The organism is Mesorhizobium sp. USDA 3734 (assembly GCF_056279665.1).
In genome coordinates this window covers 1,911,768-1,929,994 of the sequence record NZ_JBWCCW010000001.1, presented here as the reverse complement: position 1 = coordinate 1,929,994, position 18,227 = coordinate 1,911,768, and the positions used below count along the sequence as shown (strand labels likewise).

General features: G+C 59.8%; 20 protein-coding genes and 1 pseudogene. 14 read left to right on the top strand and 7 right to left on the bottom strand.

Annotated features, from left to right (window positions below; all coding sequences use genetic code 11):
- Positions 1-109 precede the first annotated feature (109 nt).
- Positions 110-298 (top strand): hypothetical protein, encoded by a 189-nt coding sequence (locus ACZ89F_RS09195; protein WP_476091403.1) that lies wholly within the window; start codon positions 110-112, stop codon positions 296-298.
- Positions 299-555: 257 nt separating this feature from the next.
- On the opposite strand, the pseudogene ACZ89F_RS09190 reads toward ACZ89F_RS09195, so the two are convergent.
- Positions 556-905: pseudogene (locus tag ACZ89F_RS09190) on the bottom strand (low affinity iron permease family protein).
- A gap of 545 nt (positions 906-1,450) precedes the next feature.
- Between ACZ89F_RS09190 and ACZ89F_RS09185 the strand changes: the two are divergent.
- The 3 genes from ACZ89F_RS09185 (at position 1,451) to ACZ89F_RS09175 (ending at position 3,323) form a co-directional block, all read left to right on the top strand.
- The gene (locus tag ACZ89F_RS09185) at positions 1,451-1,750 is read left to right on the top strand and encodes a DUF1236 domain-containing protein (RefSeq protein ID WP_476091402.1); all 300 of its coding nucleotides are present in this window, start codon (positions 1,451-1,453) and stop codon (positions 1,748-1,750) included.
- 528 nt (positions 1,751-2,278) lie between these two features.
- Positions 2,279-2,443 (top strand): hypothetical protein, encoded by a 165-nt coding sequence (locus ACZ89F_RS09180; protein ID WP_476091401.1) that lies wholly within the window; start codon positions 2,279-2,281, stop codon positions 2,441-2,443.
- 673 nt (positions 2,444-3,116) lie between these two features.
- Positions 3,117-3,323, top strand: coding sequence for a hypothetical protein (locus ACZ89F_RS09175; protein WP_136621472.1), 207 nt, complete (start codon positions 3,117-3,119; stop codon positions 3,321-3,323).
- Positions 3,324-3,395: 72 nt separating this feature from the next.
- Here ACZ89F_RS09175 and ACZ89F_RS09170 read toward each other — a convergent pair whose 3' ends face one another.
- Entirely contained in the window at positions 3,396-3,635 is a 240-nt protein-coding gene (locus tag ACZ89F_RS09170) for a hypothetical protein (RefSeq protein ID WP_476091400.1), read from the bottom strand.
- A 271-nt stretch (positions 3,636-3,906) separates the two neighbouring features.
- Here ACZ89F_RS09170 and ACZ89F_RS09165 point away from each other — a divergent pair, with 271 nt between their 5' ends.
- The 5 genes from ACZ89F_RS09165 (at position 3,907) to ACZ89F_RS09145 (ending at position 6,489) form a co-directional block, all read left to right on the top strand.
- Complete coding sequence (locus ACZ89F_RS09165; protein WP_476091399.1) at positions 3,907-4,206, top strand: hypothetical protein; 300 nt, start codon at positions 3,907-3,909, stop codon at positions 4,204-4,206.
- A gap of 118 nt (positions 4,207-4,324) precedes the next feature.
- The gene (locus ACZ89F_RS09160; protein ID WP_476091398.1) at positions 4,325-4,510 is read left to right on the top strand and encodes a hypothetical protein; all 186 of its coding nucleotides are present in this window, start codon (positions 4,325-4,327) and stop codon (positions 4,508-4,510) included.
- 50 nt (positions 4,511-4,560) lie between these two features.
- Entirely contained in the window at positions 4,561-4,896 is a 336-nt protein-coding gene (locus ACZ89F_RS09155) for a DUF982 domain-containing protein (protein ID WP_476091397.1), read from the top strand.
- Between the two features lie 114 nt (positions 4,897-5,010).
- Positions 5,011-5,313 carry a DUF982 domain-containing protein gene (locus ACZ89F_RS09150; protein WP_476091396.1) on the top strand — a complete coding sequence of 101 codons (303 nt, stop codon included), beginning with the start codon at positions 5,011-5,013 and terminating at the stop codon, positions 5,311-5,313.
- 174 nt (positions 5,314-5,487) lie between these two features.
- Positions 5,488-6,489: an aldo/keto reductase gene (locus ACZ89F_RS09145; RefSeq protein WP_476091395.1), complete on the top strand. Its 1,002-nt coding sequence runs from the start codon at positions 5,488-5,490 to the stop codon at positions 6,487-6,489.
- 159 nt (positions 6,490-6,648) lie between these two features.
- On the opposite strand, the gene ACZ89F_RS09140 is transcribed toward ACZ89F_RS09145, so the two are convergent.
- A complete protein-coding gene (locus ACZ89F_RS09140) occupies positions 6,649-7,836 on the bottom strand; it encodes a helix-turn-helix transcriptional regulator (RefSeq protein ID WP_476091394.1) in 1,188 nt (395 codons plus the stop codon).
- Positions 7,837-8,700: 864 nt separating this feature from the next.
- Here ACZ89F_RS09140 and ACZ89F_RS09135 point away from each other — a divergent pair.
- The 3 genes from ACZ89F_RS09135 to ACZ89F_RS09125 all read left to right on the top strand — a co-directional run bounded on the left by ACZ89F_RS09135 (position 8,701) and on the right by ACZ89F_RS09125 (position 11,458).
- On the top strand, positions 8,701-9,111 hold the full coding sequence (locus ACZ89F_RS09135) for a hypothetical protein (RefSeq protein WP_476091393.1): 411 nt from the start codon (positions 8,701-8,703) through the stop codon (positions 9,109-9,111).
- Between the two features lie 203 nt (positions 9,112-9,314).
- Positions 9,315-10,658, top strand: coding sequence for a hypothetical protein (locus tag ACZ89F_RS09130; protein WP_476091392.1), 1,344 nt, complete (start codon positions 9,315-9,317; stop codon positions 10,656-10,658).
- A 365-nt stretch (positions 10,659-11,023) separates the two neighbouring features.
- Positions 11,024-11,458 (top strand): FKBP-type peptidyl-prolyl cis-trans isomerase, encoded by a 435-nt coding sequence (locus tag ACZ89F_RS09125; protein ID WP_476091391.1) that lies wholly within the window; start codon positions 11,024-11,026, stop codon positions 11,456-11,458.
- A gap of 257 nt (positions 11,459-11,715) precedes the next feature.
- Here the strand turns inward: ACZ89F_RS09125 and ACZ89F_RS09120 are convergent, their stop codons facing one another.
- Positions 11,716-13,707, bottom strand: coding sequence for an ABC transporter ATP-binding protein/permease (locus ACZ89F_RS09120; RefSeq protein WP_476091390.1), 1,992 nt, complete (start codon positions 13,705-13,707; stop codon positions 11,716-11,718).
- Between the two features lie 235 nt (positions 13,708-13,942).
- Between ACZ89F_RS09120 and ACZ89F_RS09115 the strand changes: the two genes are divergently transcribed.
- Both ACZ89F_RS09115 and ACZ89F_RS09110 read left to right on the top strand, forming a co-directional pair.
- Positions 13,943-14,530, top strand: a complete 588-nt coding sequence (locus ACZ89F_RS09115) for a DUF308 domain-containing protein (RefSeq protein WP_476091389.1) — start codon at positions 13,943-13,945, stop codon at positions 14,528-14,530.
- 180 nt (positions 14,531-14,710) lie between these two features.
- Positions 14,711-15,292 carry a TetR/AcrR family transcriptional regulator gene (locus ACZ89F_RS09110; protein WP_476091388.1) on the top strand — a complete coding sequence of 194 codons (582 nt, stop codon included), beginning with the start codon at positions 14,711-14,713 and terminating at the stop codon, positions 15,290-15,292.
- Between the two features lie 94 nt (positions 15,293-15,386).
- Here ACZ89F_RS09110 and ACZ89F_RS09105 read toward each other — a convergent pair whose 3' ends face one another.
- From ACZ89F_RS09105 to ACZ89F_RS09095, 3 genes are all read right to left on the bottom strand, one after another.
- On the bottom strand, positions 15,387-17,375 hold the full coding sequence (locus ACZ89F_RS09105) for an AI-2E family transporter (RefSeq protein ID WP_476091387.1): 1,989 nt from the start codon (positions 17,373-17,375) through the stop codon (positions 15,387-15,389).
- Between the two features lie 67 nt (positions 17,376-17,442).
- Positions 17,443-17,709: a hypothetical protein gene (locus tag ACZ89F_RS09100; RefSeq protein ID WP_476091386.1), complete on the bottom strand. Its 267-nt coding sequence runs from the start codon at positions 17,707-17,709 to the stop codon at positions 17,443-17,445.
- Entirely contained in the window at positions 17,709-18,143 is a 435-nt protein-coding gene (locus ACZ89F_RS09095) for a hypothetical protein (protein WP_476091385.1), read from the bottom strand. Before ACZ89F_RS09095 ends, ACZ89F_RS09100 begins: the two co-directional genes overlap by 1 nt.
- Between the last annotated feature and the right edge of the window lie 84 nt (positions 18,144-18,227).

Below are 18,227 nucleotides of genomic sequence, written 5' to 3'. Positions count from 1 at the left end.
TTTCGAAGCTGCGTGCATGACCAGCCCGCCGACATATCTGGCTTATTAGCATATGCTTGTATTTCTCCCGAATCAGGACCATCATCCTGGCCATCTGGGAGAGGGGTATATGGCCGCGAGAAAAATGATTGCGGTTAAGGACTGGTCTTGCGGCATGAGCGACGGGCTTGGCCGGGTGGTCCTGACCATCAACCCGACTGAGGGTGAGCCAATCCTCGTTTTGCTGACAATTTTTCAGGCGGCAAAAATGGCCGGAGAATTGCGGTCACCGAAACTCGTTCCCCTCTCACCTCAGTGACACCACGCCCGAGGGAGGAAGCGATAGGAACTCCCTTGACTGCGTAAACCGTGGCCGGATCAGTGAAAGCCCGCGCCCTGGCGGAGAGCGCGGGCCGATCGGAGGCCCGATCTTCAGCAGGCGATGGAGGGCACCACCTGCCGCACGCATCAACTATTAGTGTAGGCTAATGTTCCGGTAGGCTGGTTCTGCTCGCTTGTTTTTTCGCCGACTGTGCGGGACGGTCGGCATCTGAAACCGGGGAGAGGTGCGAAGAATCAGAGTGAGGGAGATGGTCCGACTGCCTGTGCCGCTTCCTCTTCGAGCATCGTGAGCTTTTCCGGATCTCCTCCGGTTCGGCATGTTCCAACCCCACAACGTCGTTTCTGGTTTCATTCAGTGAAACGATGATCTCATCGAGCTTGGCGTGGATGGCGGCGGTGTCGCGATAGCCCTGTATCAGGACCACCCCGGTGATCACGATAGCCACGACCGACAGGGCGTAGGTGACGGCATTTGTCAGGCCGTAGGGCACCAGCGCGGTGCACAACACCATGGCTATCATCAGGACGTAGAAACCGGGTGGCCGGGACAGAAAGTCGGCGGCCACGAAAAGGATACGGTTCATATCCTTGCCACGGTCAACAAGGCGATCAGTGCGGTGATGGCCACGCAAATAGGCACCGCCGCGAGCAAGCCTGCCTCCAGGAATCGGGTCTCTTTGTCACGAAACATCAGATCACCTCACACTCACCAAATCCAGGATGCGGGTTCGCTCGCCACACGGGGAGCAACGGGCGAACCCTATCAGCGCAGGAAAAGGGACATGACTGCGCAGATCTCGCAAACTTGGGTGACGGCGGCTCATCCAAGCGAAATCCCAATTACCAGCAACGTGACGGCCACCGCGAATATCGGTGCGAGCAACCAGCGCGCCTGACCAACGCTCTTATCCATCTCTTCCTCCCGTAAAAATACACTCGGACAACTACCGCAGACGGCCGCTGTTCCGATGGACACCGCCAGTAGGACCATTGCGTTTTGTGGCCGGACCTAAGTCGCACGAGCCGCCCGACCGGAGCCCAGCCATGGGAACGTTTGGGGTTGCCCCAAGTTCGGCTTTTTGAGCGCGGGTCGATGGCGTCCTGCGCCGATCTCATAAAGGAGGAACCTATGAGAACGCATCTTACCAGCGCTGCTGCGGCGTTTCTGTTGCTTGCAGGAATCGGTGCAGCCACAGCCGATGACATCATCATCCAGCCCGAGCAGGACACGGTCATCCGTGAATATGTGAAGAAGCAGTCCGTGGCTTCGATCAAAGTCCCCGGTGTAGAACTTAATATCGGTACAGCCCTGCCTGATACGGTCGAGCTCTACGAGGTCCCCGACGTCAAGTATCGCTACACCGTGATCGACAACCGCACGGTCGTCGTCGATCCCGGCACCCACAAGATCATCAAGGTCTACGACTGAACAGCATCCGCGTGAGCCCGTCGCCCTTGGGGCGACGGGACATCCACCAATCAGGGCCGGGCTGGTTGGGGCTTACCAGGAATCTTGCCCGCTTCCACACCAACCTATCGTCCGGCACACGCGGGATCGGACAAACATCACCCGCAACGCCTGCCCTTCTCGTCTGCCCAGACAGGCGGCTGAGGCATCAACCGCTCGGGGTTGGATTGATCGCTGTCAATTCGCACGTTCGGCCCCCGCATTGGCCGGTCTTCCTGATCTTACGGCCAATCTCTGTTCGCGTAGACGCGCCGTCTTGGCTTCCCTGGCCTGACGTTCAGCGTCCAAGACCATTTTGCTCTCACGGTCCGCTCTCTCGATCTTTTCGCGATCAACCTTTCGTTTCACGACAGCCTCCTCTGTTCCAACAGCTCAAAAAGTAGCAACCTGCGGAAATGTTCCAGCAAAGAAATTGGGCTGCCACCTCATTTTTTATTGAGGACCGAAGGGCGATTTGCTCCGCCGTCGGAAAGCGAATGGAGGACCGCAATGCCCCAGCTTCATCAACGCGGCGTCGAACTGGTTTATGAGCTTGTGACTGCCGCCGACTATCTGGAAAAGATGAAGCCGGAAGACGTTGCCGCGCTCCTGCGCGAAACAGCCATGGTGCTGGGCGACCTGCTGAAGCGCAATATTCCCGACAAGCCGTCGTGAGCCTCGCCCACCCTGACGGCCGCACCATCTGAACTTGCGAGGCAACACGAATCCATATTTTAGCGACGGCGAAACCAAGGTCGCATTTCCACGTTGAGGCTCGTTCAACATGGGAACTCAAAAGATGGATCCGGCAACCCAGGCAGTGATGCTTTTGCTCTCCTGCAGCCCGGGCGCGGCATCAATATGCAAACCGGCCGATATGGCGCCGACACTGTATGCCTCGCTTGATCAATGCCGGGCTTCGCTGACGGACAGGCTGGCAAGTTCGCCCAATGGGCAAATTGTCGGAAGGTGCCGGTCAATTGATCCGACCGTCACTGCTTCACTACCGGCCGACTACACCACGGTCGTGGTCACGCGAGGCATTGGGAACGGCGCCGCAACGAGCTATCTCGTGCCGCGGGCGACGAAATGAGCAGAGGCAGCACGCCGAAGCCTCCTGCCCCGCTTGGCCATCACTGACGCTGGTCTTGCTGGCGCGACACCGATGGCACGAGGAGCTCGCCGGGGCAGCCCCAACGCCATCCCAGCGAGCCTGTTGCTCCGCTACGATGACAATGGAGCAATTCCTGCTGTACGAATTCGAGCGCCACCAAGTTGCATCCGGCGCTCCTGAAACCATTTCGCAGAGCCTGCGTTGACGACGGGGGCCCGACACAGGAGACATCTCATGACCGTCAACTGCCGCATATCCATCGACAACCGTCCGGAAGCAGCCGATGCCGTTTTCCAGGCAGTTCCCCGGATTGGCGAAAGCGTTTCACTGTCGATCGACGGAACGACGCAGGATCTGCGGGTATCGCGAGTCGTGCATGTAACCAATGGCACGCTGGAAGGTGCCGCGATCGTCGTCGAAGTGACGACCAACATCCTGTAGGGTCGGAGCAGTCAGGTTCGGCATACGAGCCGGCGCCTGCCGCCGGTCGCGACCGGTAGACGGGCGGCCCGCCTATTCCTTGCCGCCCTCGGCAATCCCGTTGCCGTCCGCAGGCAGGATGCCAAAATCCTGCGACTTCGCCCCCTGCTCCGCCGTCAGGAACCCATCCGAGGCCAAGCCGCGTCGCAGCAACTCCCTGACCGCGGCCGAGCGGCTCGGCATGCGCTTGTCGTAGCGCCAGTTTTCCAGCGCCGCCAGTTCGTCTGATGTCAGCATGATTTGCAGTCGTTCGGGGCGTTCCAGTTCAGCCATGGCGCTTCCTCGCTCAGGACCAAGAATACGTTGAGTTAGTATCTAGCTCACTTGGCGTATAATTAGGATAGCTCGCATAATGCGTCAAGACCCTGCTATGGGTGAACGGAGCATCCCACACATGATGCGAATTCGGCGCCGGACGCGCATTTGTGTAACTATGCTAACTGATTGATTTATTTGGATAATATTTATATTGTTACTTGCTCGCGCGCAGCACCCGGTGCATGGTGGAATCTGAAGAGAAAACCCATCCCTTTGGGAGGTTTCGATGCGGTATGATTACTCGACGCAACTGCGCGATGACGTCAGTTCAGCGGTCCAGATGGCCTTCAAGACGGCAGGTATCGTCAACATAACGGCGGTGGCGGAACAGATCAGGGTCAGGAACCTGGCCGAGAACGTCGCCCTCGAGGATATCGAGCACCTGGTCCTGCAGGCGGCGCAACTCATCGGTGCGGCAATCGAATTCGACGGCCTGGCCGGTCTGTTCGTGAATGGCCTGGCTGACGAGGACGGCGGGCGCGCGATCGCCCCGCTCGATCTGCCGCGCCCGGCTTCGATCCAATAGTCAGGCAAACGCCGGCGGATACGCCCGGGTCCTTTCATCTTTTCGGCGAACAAGTCTTCCCGGTGGAACAAGTTGGAATGACGGAAATTATCCTGTCGCCTTACAAGAGGAGGACGTCGTGAAAGACCTGCGCAGTCTCCTTGCCGAACTGTCATCCAGCTGGCTCAAGCGCCGCAAGACGCAAGCGCCCAATACCGTAAACACGGTCAAGGCCGCGCCCCGCCTCGCCGAACAAATGACAAGGCAGCGTGCTGCCCACAAGCCCAAACCACCGCCCACCCGCGACGTCGCCTCGAACATGTGAGTAACGGCGAAAGGCGAACACACCGGGCGTCTCCCGATATGGATGGTTCGTTGAAGAACGCCCTTTCGGAACTTCACGCCGGAGTGACGAAACCTTGGACTGCCAAAGGCGTTTATAGCTTCAGCGCAATCGAGGTTCCGATGCAAACTGCATGGTTCTCCAAACCCGTGGCGGTGTCTGTCGGTGTCACCGGTTCCATCCGCCATCTATCCAACACGCAGCAAGCCATTGAATTGCTCACGACACATTGGCGTGACGCCGGCAGCCCAAAACATCAATCGGCATTGCGCGCCTGCCGCCGGGCGACGAGTGGTGACGGGTCCTCCGACATCGCCCGGGAGGCTTTCGTCGAGGCCGCCCGCGAGGCGCATATCCTTGTCGAGTAGTCTGGCCGCTCGTGTCTGTTCTTGACACGGAAACCCGGCCCTCGCATATTTTTCGATGGCCGGAGCCACGTTGCCGGCCAGTTCAAAGCATCGTTCAAGCGATTGGAGGAAGTGATGAACGACAGGCGTTTCAACCACCCCGTTTTCGTCAAGGACGGTCGGATGATCGTCCAGGAAATCACCTGCCTCGACGAGGCCCTCGACTTTCTCGACGAGTGGCCGAGCAACCGCCGCGGCCCAATCTTCGATACCGCCCGGCGCGCCTGCCATCGCGCCTTTGACGGGCTGTTGCCGCCGTCGGTTGCCCGGGAAGCCTTCGCCGGCTGGGCAAGATCGGCGCGCATCCTGGAGGATGTCTCGAACGTCCTGCCCTGGATGACCGGGCAGCGATCCGGGCGCGGCGGTATTCCGGCCTGAGCGGCTGGCTTCAAGAATACCGCCGGCGAACCTTGTTGGAGGCGCCAGGATAGGCCTTGGCCGCCGACCCTGGCGGCCAGGCCGAGGCTCCATGGTCCCATGCAGCAGTACGCCTGTTGAGAATGGAGCGGGCGCGCCTATAGTCGTGGCGAGCCGCCACCGGAGAGCGCACCAATGACCCTGAAAACACGCAAGCTCGGCAGCCAGGGGCTGCGGGTCTCGGCCATCGGCCTCGGCTGCATGGGCATGAGCCAGTCCTACGGCCCTGCCGACGAGGCCGAATCCATCGCCACGCTGCATCGCGCCATCGAGCTCGGCTGCACCTTCCTCGACACCGCCGAGGTCTATGGTCCTTACACCAACGAGGCCCTGCTCGGCCGGGCGCTGAAGGGCAAGCGCGACCAGGTGACCATTGCCACCAAATTCGGTTTCCGCATCGAAAACGGCAAGCAGGTCGGAACCGATAGCCGGCCCGAGCACATAAGCGAGGCCGTGGAAGCCTCGCTCGGCCGGCTCGCCACTGACCATATCGACCTCATCTACCAGCACCGCGTCGACCCGGCGGTGCCGATGGAGGATGTCGCGGGCGCTGTCGGCGAACTTGTCGCGCAAGGCAAGGTGCGCTTCTTCGGCCTGTCGGAGGCGGGTGCGGCCAACATCCGCCGGGCGCATGCCGTGCATCCGGTGTCGGCGGTGCAGAGCGAGTATTCGCTGTGGGAGCGCAATCTCGAGCCGGAGATCATCCCGCTGCTTGGGCAACTCGGCATCGGCCTGGTGCCATTCTCGCCGCTCGGCCGCGGTTTTCTGACCGGTGCGGTCAAGCGTGCGGAGGACTATCCCGAGGGCGACTACCGCCGCAACGACCCGCGCTACCAGGGCGAAAACTACGATGCCAATGTCGAGGCAGCCGCCAAGGTGCGCGACATCGCGACGGCCCGCCGCGTCAAGCCCGGCCAGATCGCATTGGCCTGGCTGCTGGCGAAGGGCAACGGCTTTGGTGTCGACATCGTGCCAATCCCTGGCACCAAGCGGATCAGCTATCTGGAGGAGAACGTCGCCGCCGCATCGCTGAACCTCGACGCCGCCGAAATGGCCGCGCTCGACGAGGCACTCGCGCCAGGAAAAATCTCCGGCCCCCGCTACACCGAGCGCGCCATGGCGATGGTCGACCGGTAGGACGCACGCCGAGCAGAAGGTGGGAACCGGCTTTCGGAGAAGTCACACCCAAACAAGAAGAACGAGCCCATCCTGTTTCAATCGGGAAGGAGGAAGATCGACACTCGATCAGCTGACTGCCGTCAACAGCCAAGGAAAACAGCAGTTAGCAGGTGGCTTTCAAAAGTCGTCGAGAAAAAACAGCCTGTCAGAAGCTCGATGGCGCGTGACCAGCGTAATGACATCCCGCTGCTTGGAGGTGCCGGTTTTGGCGAAGATCGATTTAAGGTGCGATTGGATAGTCGAGCGCGAAACACCAACGCGATTGGCGATTTCTGACAATGTGCCGCCGCGCTCCAACTCCAGGATCAGGCCGGCTTCCGCTTTCGTCAATCCAAAATGATGGCGCAGATTTCCCATCAGCGCGGCTAGGTCTTCCCCTGCACGCGGGCGAACAATGACCAGTGAAACGGTCTTTGGAGTAAAGATCGATAGAAGCCCGACCGGCAAGGCATTCGTTTGATCGATCGCGACGGGGACACATGTAACGACATAATTTCCGGATTCGGCATTGACGATCAGATCGTTCAGCCTGGCCCGACCGCTCCCGAGCGTACAGCTGTTTCGCACAAGTCTTGCAAAAGCTGCGTTTGCTTCCGAATTATTGATCTGGACGATATCCTGCCCCCGAACCAAAATAAGGCCGGCGTCTGTCAAAAGTTCGTTTGCGGCGGAATTTGAAGCGAGCAGGCGGCAGTTCTCATCAACCAAAATAGCTGCGTCAACGAGCTGATCAATTAATCCGCGCCCCCCCGGCAGATGAAACGTTGGGTTGGTAAGCCGGTTTACTTCGAGTGCAGCTCGAAAGGCAGGGACAACGGTGCGCAGTAAGGTCTGACCGCGAGCATGAATCTGTTCGTGATGCCTAAAATCATGGTGCACGGCTAACACCGCGTATCGATCTCTATGCGCGGCGAATTTCAAAGCCGTCGCCCCATCGCATTCACGCTCCGGGTTCACAAGGTCAGTGAAGAATTCCGTCTTCCTAAGCAATCGGTCCGGGTATAGTTCTGACGATCCTTTGAACGCTGACATGCTCATCTCATTCACGCCCTTCGTCCAAGGGTTAACCTTCCAATAGTGGTCCCCGTAGGCCTGAATGGTTCTGTCGCTGAAGCCAGAATAGACAACCTGATGTACGGTTGTGCTTTCTTTCTCCACCACTTGAAACAATATCTTTGATCCTGGGATGAAACGCTGCAGCAATTCGGCGACGTCTGTCCAACGATTCACGTCACAGGCTGCGGCGTTTATGATTGTATTGAGGTCCGCGATGTCGGACGACAAACGCTTTTCACTTGAGATCATGGTCGATCAAATAGTGACTGCCCAGATTCCTTAGGGCAACGCGTCCACAAAAGTCGATCTATTCTGGCAAATTCCGCCAGCCCTTCCGCCCCAATCACTCTCTTGGCCCCCACCAACCGCAGTCCAGTACATTTGCACAAACATTGGTTGGCTGCCAGCGTCGATCTGGACTTGCCCCATTTGCCCATTTCGGACGGTCTGACATCCCTCGTTTGGGGGATGCGGACAATATTCACCCTGTTAGCGTTGGCACCGAGTTTATTGACACCGACCGGCGCCGCCTGGGGACCTATGTCCGATTCACTTGTTTCTGATTATTCCTGCGTTGTCCCGCGACCCCGAACGAGGGGCAGAACGCTCTTGGCGGCAAGCCTGATTCTGCTCACGGGCTGCGCGGTTTCTGGCACCCAAGTGTTAGCACCTTATCGATTGGCGGATGGCACAAGGCTTCAGGACGTTGTGACGATAGGCGCCGACAAGACTGGCACGGCACCAGTAGTGACGCACGTCAAGACATTCAGGATTGGCGAGCGGGGAGGCGCTGCTCTTGTTGCGGATGGGACAGGCTCCGGCGCTGGTCTCGGCACCGTAGTCGTCGGCGCGGCAGTCGCTGGCGTTACGGGAGGGGTCACAGGCGGCCTCATCGCCAATGCCGTGCGCCCTCATTCCAATTCGTCGTCGAGCATATCATGCTCGGATCCGGCCAACGCCCAGACGCCTACATGTCTGTGTCAGGCCAATCCAAGGCTTCCTGGTTGCGAAAACGCTCTTCAGGGCAACTGACCGTAAGGGTTGGCAGCCTCGCCCTGTGTTGTTGAGTTGATTTCACCCACCGTTCCACGACCCGAAAGGCTCCAACCTTCGATGGCAAGAAAGACGTTATTCCTTCTACCCGCAGCATTGATAGGCGGTGCTCTGGCGGGGTCGCTTCTGCAGTACACTGCGAGCGTTCCAAACTCGCCGTGCTATCCTGAGCAGTCTAGTTGCCCGGGGCGTCAGCCTTGGGCAGGAAATGGAGATGGTAGCCATAGCGATCACGGCAAAGGTGGCGCGAACGGCGGCAGCACCAACGGCGGCGCCAATGGGACCGGCGGCAATAATGGGACCGGCAATGGCAATGGCGGCGGCAACGGCAACGGCAACGGCGGCGGTAATAATAACGGCGGCGGCAATGGGAACGGCGGCGGCAACGGCGGCGGCAATAATAATGGTGGCGGTAACAACGCTTCCTACACACCAGGAAGATTGCCCCTCTGGATGATCAACGGAAATTGACCGAAGGGCCGAGTCTCCGCGCGGCTCCGATTATCGTCGCAATGGCAACAGGAATTTCCAGAAGGGCCATCTTTGCGCTTTCTTATCCTATCAGTACTGACGGCGGCGTTGGGCTTTTCGGTCGGCCTTGCCATCACGCTCGCCTCCGATGGGGAGGCAGTGTGCGGCACAGTCAGGATCGGTAGCCGTTCCATATTTGCGAAATGGTCAAGCACCTCTGCGGCCCCGGCCAGTTTCGTCCAATCAAAAAAATGCACGATCCCTTGGCGCGGATGGCAGTGAACATGGAACTGCAAGGGGCTGGACGTCGCACGGAAGTGCGGCCGGCTAGCGATATTCATATCGCAACGAGCCTGGTCGGCCTGGCGTCCGTCATACTGTCCCTGATCGCGATTGAAATGTTGCAACTTACCAGCGGGCTGGCGACTATTTGGGTTATAGCCCTGCCGGCTCTTGCAATGGGTGTATTTGACATCGCGATTCTGAAGGAGCACCGGCAGCCGTCTGCAGGCCTCGACTTTGGTTGTCCGCGACCCGAACTGATAGTCCGCCTGAATCGGAGTGCCGTAAAGCTGATCGCTCACTGGGCATGCTGGGGCGCAATCGCACTCATTTATTGGACGATACCTGAATACCGTGCACCATTTTATCAGGTCTATTTCGAGACCCTCTGGATATGCCTTCCCTGGATGGCTTTGGCTGTACCTGCCTATTTGTTTCTATTAGATCGCTATCAAACAGAACCTAGAGATGACGCTTGGCATTTCGGCAACTTCCTGCTTCGCGGAAGGTACGGCAGCACAGACCTCAATCGGGCCAAGTGCCATGTACTTGGCTACGCATTGAAGGGCATCTTTCTGCCAATGCTGATTCCAGCAATAACGTCATATCTTGAGACGTCCAATCAAATTTCGACGTCCGATTTAAAATACTCATTGGCGTATTTTTATTACATATTTGACAAGATATGGATGGTAGATGTTATCTTTGGATCTATTGGTTATGTTTTTACGCTTCGCATTCTAAACTCACATATCAGATATGTATATACTGAGGCATGGATATGGGCGATAACGCTAATTTGCTATAGTCCAATAAATTCAACGCTTCTATATTCTGGAGGTTATTATTCCGGAGCAAATTGGTATTCATTAGTACCTATGGACTCAGCCGTAGGTATAGCTTTCATGATCGCAATTTTGTTTTCTGTTGGAATGAACACGTTTGCGAATATTGTATTCGGACTCCGCTTTTCCAATATTGCTCATCGGGGCATCATGACGTCCGGTCCCTATGCCTGGTTCAAACACCCGGCGTATCTATTCAAGAATATTGGGTTCTGGCTTATGTCAGCCCCATTCATTGTGACGGATGGCCCTTTGACGGCCATCAGGGGGTGCATGCTCATGCTCGTCTTGAATGGAGTTTATTACCTGCGCGCAAAAGGCGAGGAAATCGCCTTAATGCCTGATCCCAAATATCGGGCCTACGTCGATTACATTGATCAACATGGCTTCTTCGCGAGGGCGAAAAAACTCATACTCTAGGCTAGGGTCACCTGTCTTCCAAATCACCTCGGCGTACAAGGCCCCTCGGCGCGAGCCGGCAACGATCACAGCCACTTTCGGATCAGTCTGGCGCCGCTTACAAAGTGCATGTCGGCATCTCAGCGCTTTCCGAGGGCCCGAGCGCAGGCAAGGCGCACGTCATGCATTTGAACCTACCGATGTTGAAATGCCTTTGGGGGGTCGGCACCTTCGGATCATACCCCGCGTGGTTCGATCGGGGTTTACATCGGCAGCCAGGCACCTAGTTTTGGGGTTTCGCGCCGTGCACCTGAGTGCAGGTATGACCGAGAACGGGACCGTGAACTCTAGCCGGTCCCTCAAAAACTTCCGAAAGGATGGCTGCCATGACACAGGCCAAGAATGGCGACACCGTGCGCATCAACTACAATGGACGCCTAGCCGACGGCACTCAATTCGATTCTTCCGGCAGCGAACCGCTGCAATTCACGCTGGGTGACGGACAAGTGATCCCCGGTCTTGAAACCCATGTCGAGGGCATGGAGGTGGGCGCGAAAAGCACCGTCACCGTTCCCGCTGAAGCCGCCTATGGCCCCCACCGCCCCGAAGCGGTCGTGACCATCGACCGCGCCAAGGTGCCGGACAACATCAACGTTGATATCGGCGCTCGATTGCAGGTCAGAACCCGCGACGGGCGCCCCATGCCGGTAACAGTCGTCGAAGTGGACGACGCCAAGGTCAAGCTCGACGGCAATCATCCGTTGGCCGGACAGGATCTGGTGTTCGAGGTCGAACTGGTTGAGATCGTTCAGGCGGCGTAGCTATCCATGCGGCCAAGGCCGCGGTGGCTATGAGTTCGGGTGACGCGCTTCCGCCGGAGGTTTCGGCAATGCGTCGCCCGCGCCCTGCTTTCCGCGCTTAGGCGATCGCCAAAATCGTGCCGACCTTCTCCGGCCTGCCCGCGGAGAGGCTGCTCAAGCTGGTCAGTTCGAAGGCCTTTCCAGGCGGCTCGGTGGCGCAACCTTATCGGCTGGCGTGACCACGTCCGAGGTCCGCTCTTCCGCTCTAGTGAAGCTCACTATTGCCTTCTGTTGCGAGCGCCGGAGCCCCACAGGGCGCGCCCGAGCAGGTTCCGCCTGCCCTTGCGCTGGCCCAGATCGATATCGCTGACAAGCTTTGCCCCGCCCTTGCGCCGCTCCAATGTGATCTTGCGGCTATGGAAGGCCTCCAGTTCGGCGCGATGCGCCACGCTTATGATGGTGACATCAGGCAATTCGCGGATCACAGTCTCCATCATCTTGTCCTGGCTCTTTTCGTCGAGCGCCGAGGTCGCTTCATCCAGCACGACAATGTCGGGGCGATGCAGCAGCAGGCGCGCGAAGGCGAGGCGTTGCTTTTCGCCGCCCGACAGCGTCTGGTCCCATGGCGCTTCTTCCTTGATCCTGTCGGCAAGATAGCCAAGGCCCACCTTGTCGAGTCCGGCCTTGATCTGTTTGATCGTCCACTTATCCGCCGCCGCAGGATAGGCTACCGCGCGGCGCAGGGTCCCCGAGGGGATGTAGGGGCGTTGCGGCAGCATGAACAGACGCCTGCCGGCGTGGAAATTGACGCCGCCGCCGCCCCACGGCCACAGGCCCGCAATGGCCCGCACCAGCGTCGATTTGCCCGAACCGGATTCGCCCGCCACCAGCACCCGCTCGCCCGGTTCGATCACGACCTCGGTTTCCTTGACCACGGAAGTGCCGTCGTCGAGCGTCACCGAGAGATTGTCCAGGCTGAGCATCGCGCCGTCTTTGGTTTTGCCTCGGTTGATACGCCCGAGCGCATCGCTCTGTTCGGCGCGCTCAAGCCCGTCGAGCGACATCATCAGCGAGGCTATGCGCCGCGCGGAGGCGTTCCAGTCGGCAAGACGGGGATAGTTGTCGACCAGCCATCCGAACGCGCCCTGCACGATGGCGAAGGCAGAGGCAGCCTGCATGACCTGTCCAAGCGTCATCGAGCCTTCGAGGAACTTTGGCGCGCAAAGCAAAATCGGCACGACCGGCGCAAACAGGCTCGAGCCCTGCGACACCAGCGCCGTGCGCATATGCTGGCCTGTAAGAAGCGCCCATTGCCTGAGCACATGGGCGAAATTCTTGTCTATGCCGTTACGCTCCTCCTCCTCGCCGCCGAGCAATGCGATGCTCTCGCCGTTTTCCCGCACGCGCGTCAGCGTGTAGCGGAATTCGGCTTCCGCCTGATTTTTCTCCTCGGAGAGGTGGACGAAATGGCGGCCGATGACCGCCATCGAGGTGGACGTGATCGCGGCATAGATGATTGCCGTGATGACGAGGAAGCCGGGAACAGTGATGGTCGAACCTGCGATCGTCAGGGTCAGGGCCCCGCCGATCGTCCACAGCACCACGATGAAGGTCGAGGCCGACAGAAACGCGTTGATGACACCGGCGGTGAAGTCGACCGGGGATTCGGTGGCAATCCGCAAATCCTCCGTGATGCGGGCTTCGGGGTTCTGGTGATCGCCGCCGACGAGGTTCAACTGATAGTAGCGGCCGCTTGCCAGCCAACGCGCGATGACCGCGGTGGTGAGCCAGGAACGCCAGCGGCGCTGAATCGTCATGCGAAGGAAGACTTGTACAACGACAAGGCTTCCGCTTGCGAGCACGAGCGGCACGAAAACTGCGCTCAGGAAATATACGTTATGGGCATCGCGTTGCTCGAGGGCGTCGAAAATCGCGCGGTTCCAGCGATTGATCCCATACTGGAAGCCGATATTGATGCATATCAGCATCAGCAGTCCGGTCGTAAAAGGCCACGCCAGCCGGTCGCCGCGCCGGCTCCAGAAATCGCGGGCGCTGATCCAGAAACGCCGCAGCAAGTATCGCTTGCGCGCCTGCTCCGCCTCCTCGGGCGTCAGTTCTGGATCGGGTTCGACGGCATCGGGTGGCGGCGCGGCCTGGCCGTCGACCTCAGGCGCGGCTTCGACAGCCGATGCCTTTTCCTGGCGCGACTTTTCAGCACCGCGTGGTTTGGCGCCGTCGGCCCGTTTCGGCTTGGATGCAACCCCTGACATAAGGGCGGTAACGGCTTAAAAATCAAAAGGTTGCATGACGTCCGATCGAGATCCAGCAGCCACGGCTCTTCTGGCGTTGCGGTGCCGCGCAGTCTCGCCCAGGGGCGCCCGGCCTCTGGCCACGGCCAGCCCTCGCCCTCAGCCAAACTTACTCGATGAGCGGTGAAATCGGTTGACCAAAGTTAAACTACCTTCTAGTAGGTAGATCGCTCATCAACCAACATTGGAAACCGATATGCCTGTTCAAAACACTGACATCCTCGCCCAAGCTTCGAACACATGGCTCAAAAGCTATTATTTTGTCCGGTTCGGCGTTTCCGCGGCATGGGTCGCACTAGCCTTTACCCTCGCCAAGACCATGCCGCCGTTGGCCGCGATCATGCTGGTGGCGTATCCTGCCTGGGACGCCCTTGCGAATGTCGTCGATGCCCAGCGCACCGGCGGATTGAACCGCAATAAGTCGCAGTTGCTGAATTTTGTCGTCAGCGTGCTTGCCACCCTGGCGGTCGCTGTCGCGCTGACCAGCAGTATGAACGCAGTGCTCGCGGTCTACGGCGTCTGGGCTGCTCTATCTGGCCTGTTTCAACTGATTACCGCGCTGCGGCGCTGGAAGACCAGCGGCGCGCAGTGGGCGATGATCCTGAGCGGCGCTCAATCGGCACTGGCCGGCATCTTTTTTGTGAAGATGGCCGGCGGCATTGAAGATATCGGCATCACGAATGTCGCACCCTACGCTGCGTTCGGCGCTTTCTATTTCCTGGTCTCGGCTGTCTGGCTGACGGTCAGCGACATCCTTCGGAAGTCACCGCGGATCGCCAGCTAGATGCGCTCCTTGAAGACCTGTCCGATATCCTGACGTGAAGCCCGATGCGCCGTCTTCCTGGAGGACGGCGCATCTCCTTTCACAAGGATTGGCGGTCAAGCCGCGCTCCTGTTCCGCTGGCTCGGACAAACCTTGCGAGGATCGGCAAAATTTCCTACCTCAACTACCGGAAGGGTGACAATGAACGCTGCACTGAGTGACACCGCAGGCAAACTGGTTGGCGGAGCCGCCCAGCTGATCATGCGTGTCGGCTACAACGGCTTCAGCTATGCCGACCTGTCGGAACGCTTTGGTATCCGCAAGGCCAGCATTCACCATCACTTCCCCTCCAAGGTCGATTTGGTCGTGGCAGTCGTTGAACAAGCGCGCACCGGTATCCGAGCCCAGAGTGCGGTGCTGGAGGAAGGCTCGCCGGTCGCACTGGATCAGCTGCGGTTTTATACAGGCTATTGGGAACGCTGTATCAAGGATCAGTCCGCGCCCTTCTGCCTGGCTGCCGTGCTGGCGGCCGAATTGCCCGGCCTGCCCGAAGAGGTGGCAGTTTCGGTCCGCGGTCATTTCGTCGACCTCGGCAAATGGCTGGAGCGGCTGTTGGAACTCGGTGTAAAGCAGGGGGCTGTGCATCTCGAGGCATCCCCCGAGGTCGAGGCGCAAGCTTTCATGGCGACCGTATACGGAGCCATGCTTGCCGCCCGGGCGTTTGATGACCCGGAGCGGTTCAACGTGATCGTAGAAACGCTTTTTCGTCGCATCCGCACCTGACGATGCCAATGGCGGCTTCGAGGCGTAAGCCATGCGCGCCTTCCACCTCTGAGGATCTGTTTCGGGGCTGAACTCGATTATTCCGAGTTTCGACCTAACTCGCCGCCGCTGCCGCAACCTTCTTGGGGGCCGCCCGCTGTCGGCGCATGCGGCGTTTGGCGATCAGCTTGAGGGCAACCGGCGGCTCGTTTGACAGCGCGCCCAGCACGGCGTCGACCATGCCATGCGCCACGAAATCGGCGTTCATGTCCTGGGCCAGTTTGGCCGCCGTTTCCTTGTCCTCAGCAGCGGTCTCCGACCAGAACACGATTCCGACCCGCAGTGCGGCCTTCGCGCGCTTCAGCCGGCGAACCAGAAAGCGGGCGTGCTTGAAGGAATCCCGGTTCAGGAAGCCGACCACGACGGTGTCGACGGTGCCGAGGTCGAGGTGACGAATGCTTGACGGTTCCATATCGGCAAAGCCAGCCCTCGACACTGTCGCGCCCTGGACCTCAAGCACCTGCGCCAGCATCGCGGCAGTCGCATCGTCGAGCTCGCCGCGCCCGCCGGCGCAAAGCACTGTTAGGCCGGTGCCATCGGGCAACTCGGTCTCGTCCTCGCCGCCGGAATCGCTATCGTTACCCGCTTCTGCGGCCACGTGCGGTTCCTCCTCCGCGCCCGCTTCCTCCTGCGCGCTGTCATCGAGGTTGGCCACCAGCGTCAGGGCACTGGCCGCCACCTGCCGTCTTTGCAGGTCGCCCATGACGCCGCGCACCCGGTCGCGCTCACCCAGCAGCAGTGCCGGTATGGCAACCTTGTCGTAGAATTCGACGAGGTATTTCTCCTCCAGCATCTCCTCGGCATGGTCGGTGGCTTCTTCGGGATCACCGGCCAGCAGCCGCTGGTAGAGGCGCGCATGAGGTTCGAGCACGGGCTCGTTGCCGAACAGCACGTCGAGGAATTCAAACTGCGGCACATGCCTGCCCAGCACCACCAGGCAGACGGTGAGCGGCGTCGACAGGATCAGCCCGAGCGGCCCCCAGAGCCACGTCCAGAAGATCGCCGCGACGATGATCGCCAGCGGCGACAGCCCCGTCCGCGAACCGTAAAGCCAGGGTTCGATGACGTTGCCGGTGATCAGTTCCATCACCACGAACAGGGCGGCCGTCCACAGGACGAGCGACCAGCCCGGCGCCACGGCCAGCGCCAGGAATAGCGGCAGCAGCATGCCGATGATCGGGCCGATATAGGGAACGAAACGCAGCGCCAGCGCCAGCAGCCCCCACAGCAAGGCATTCGGAATGCCGAGGATCCAGAGCCCGATCGCGATCGGTATGGCGTAGACGATGTTGACGACCAACTGCATCAAGAGATAGCGGCCTACCCGCTTGCCGGCATCCCGAAGCGCCTCGGTGGTGCGGTGGAGGTCGCCGTAACCGACAAGCCGGATGAAGCGGTCGCGCAGATCCTCCCGCTCGAGCAGCATGAAGATGACGACGACGATGATCAGCCCGGCCGAACCGAGCGGGCTGATCAGCGGCCCGACGATGTTCTGCAGGACCTGGAGCGGCCTTTCACGCGAGACGATCTCGACGGGCACCGGCTCGCGCGGCGGCTTTTCCGGGGTGGCGGCCGGCAGCGAGGCATCCTGCCTGTCGATCTCCTGTCCGACACGCTCGACCACCTGGCTCAATCGGGCAATGATCCCTCCCCCGACCCCGGTTTCCTTGAGCGAACGGATCTTGGTCAGGATGTTGGTCTGGTAGACCGGGATGTTCTGCGCCAGTTCGCTGACCTGCGTGGCGACAATGAAGGAGAACAGGCCAAGCGCCGCGAAGGCGCCGAGCACGCTGGCGATGACGGCGGCAATCCGGGGTATGCCGACCTTCTTGAGCGCCGAGACAAGCGGAGCCAGCGCAAAGGTCAGCAACAGCGCGATCGCGATCGGCAGGAAAACCTCGCGCCCGAAATACAGCGCCGCCACCGTGGTGACGGTGGTTGCCACGTTGGGCAACGCGGTTCGTGGGCGGGGCGCGGCGGCCGAAAGCATGTCCTCCGACCCATCAGCCGGAGACGCCGTGCCGTTTCGATGATTGGCCGCCACTCGATGTCTCCCCCTGCCAGCCGCCATGATCTGGCATATTGAGCCGGCGTGCAACTCTCTCAGTCCATCAGCTGGCCGCGCCGCCCGCTCGAGGAAACGCATCCCATGCCTGCGCCGGGATGGCGAGATCGGATGCTGTTGTCAGCGTTCCCATGTTCGACGCGATGAGATCGGCTCGCTCGACATAGTGTTCGATCGACCGCTGGCAACCTACAAGCGGCACCATCCAGAACAATCGACAGGAGGCGGAGAGCCTCGCTGCCGCCTCATCGATCTTCAAGCAGTCGCTCAGCCGACACCGTGCGCGATGTTTACCAGCCGGAGCATCGGCCATCAGTGCAGAAACGCTCCTCGCAGCCATGCGAAGAAACCGGATCTTCCCGACATTGCCGCGCGGACACGGGACGCGGCCCATCGTGCCGGCATCGTGGCGCCGACATGGCAATGACAGACAATGTCGTGGAGCTGCCAATCGGTCAGCTCGAAGAAGCGCTTGGCCTCACCGTAGGTATCCTCCTTCAAGCCCAGCGCGCGAAAGATCGGATCTTCGAAAGCAACTGTGATCGGTGATCCCGCGGAACGCATTCTTTCGCGCGTCTCCACGGATTGGTACTCGGTCCCCGTCAGCGCCCCCAGGCACCTGTTGGGATTTTGCTCCAGAAGCTGCGCCCAGCGTTCGAGGCGTTCGCCTCGAGTCGCGACAAGATAGGTTGCCTCGGCGTGGACGTCGGCAACGGCATGCAGTTGGTCAACGGTTTGATGCTTCACGGACGCCTCCTATTCAGCAGCTGAATTCGCTCAGCCTTGAATGGAATTATGGCGCTCCGTGAGGTCGGCAAGAGCCGGAAATGC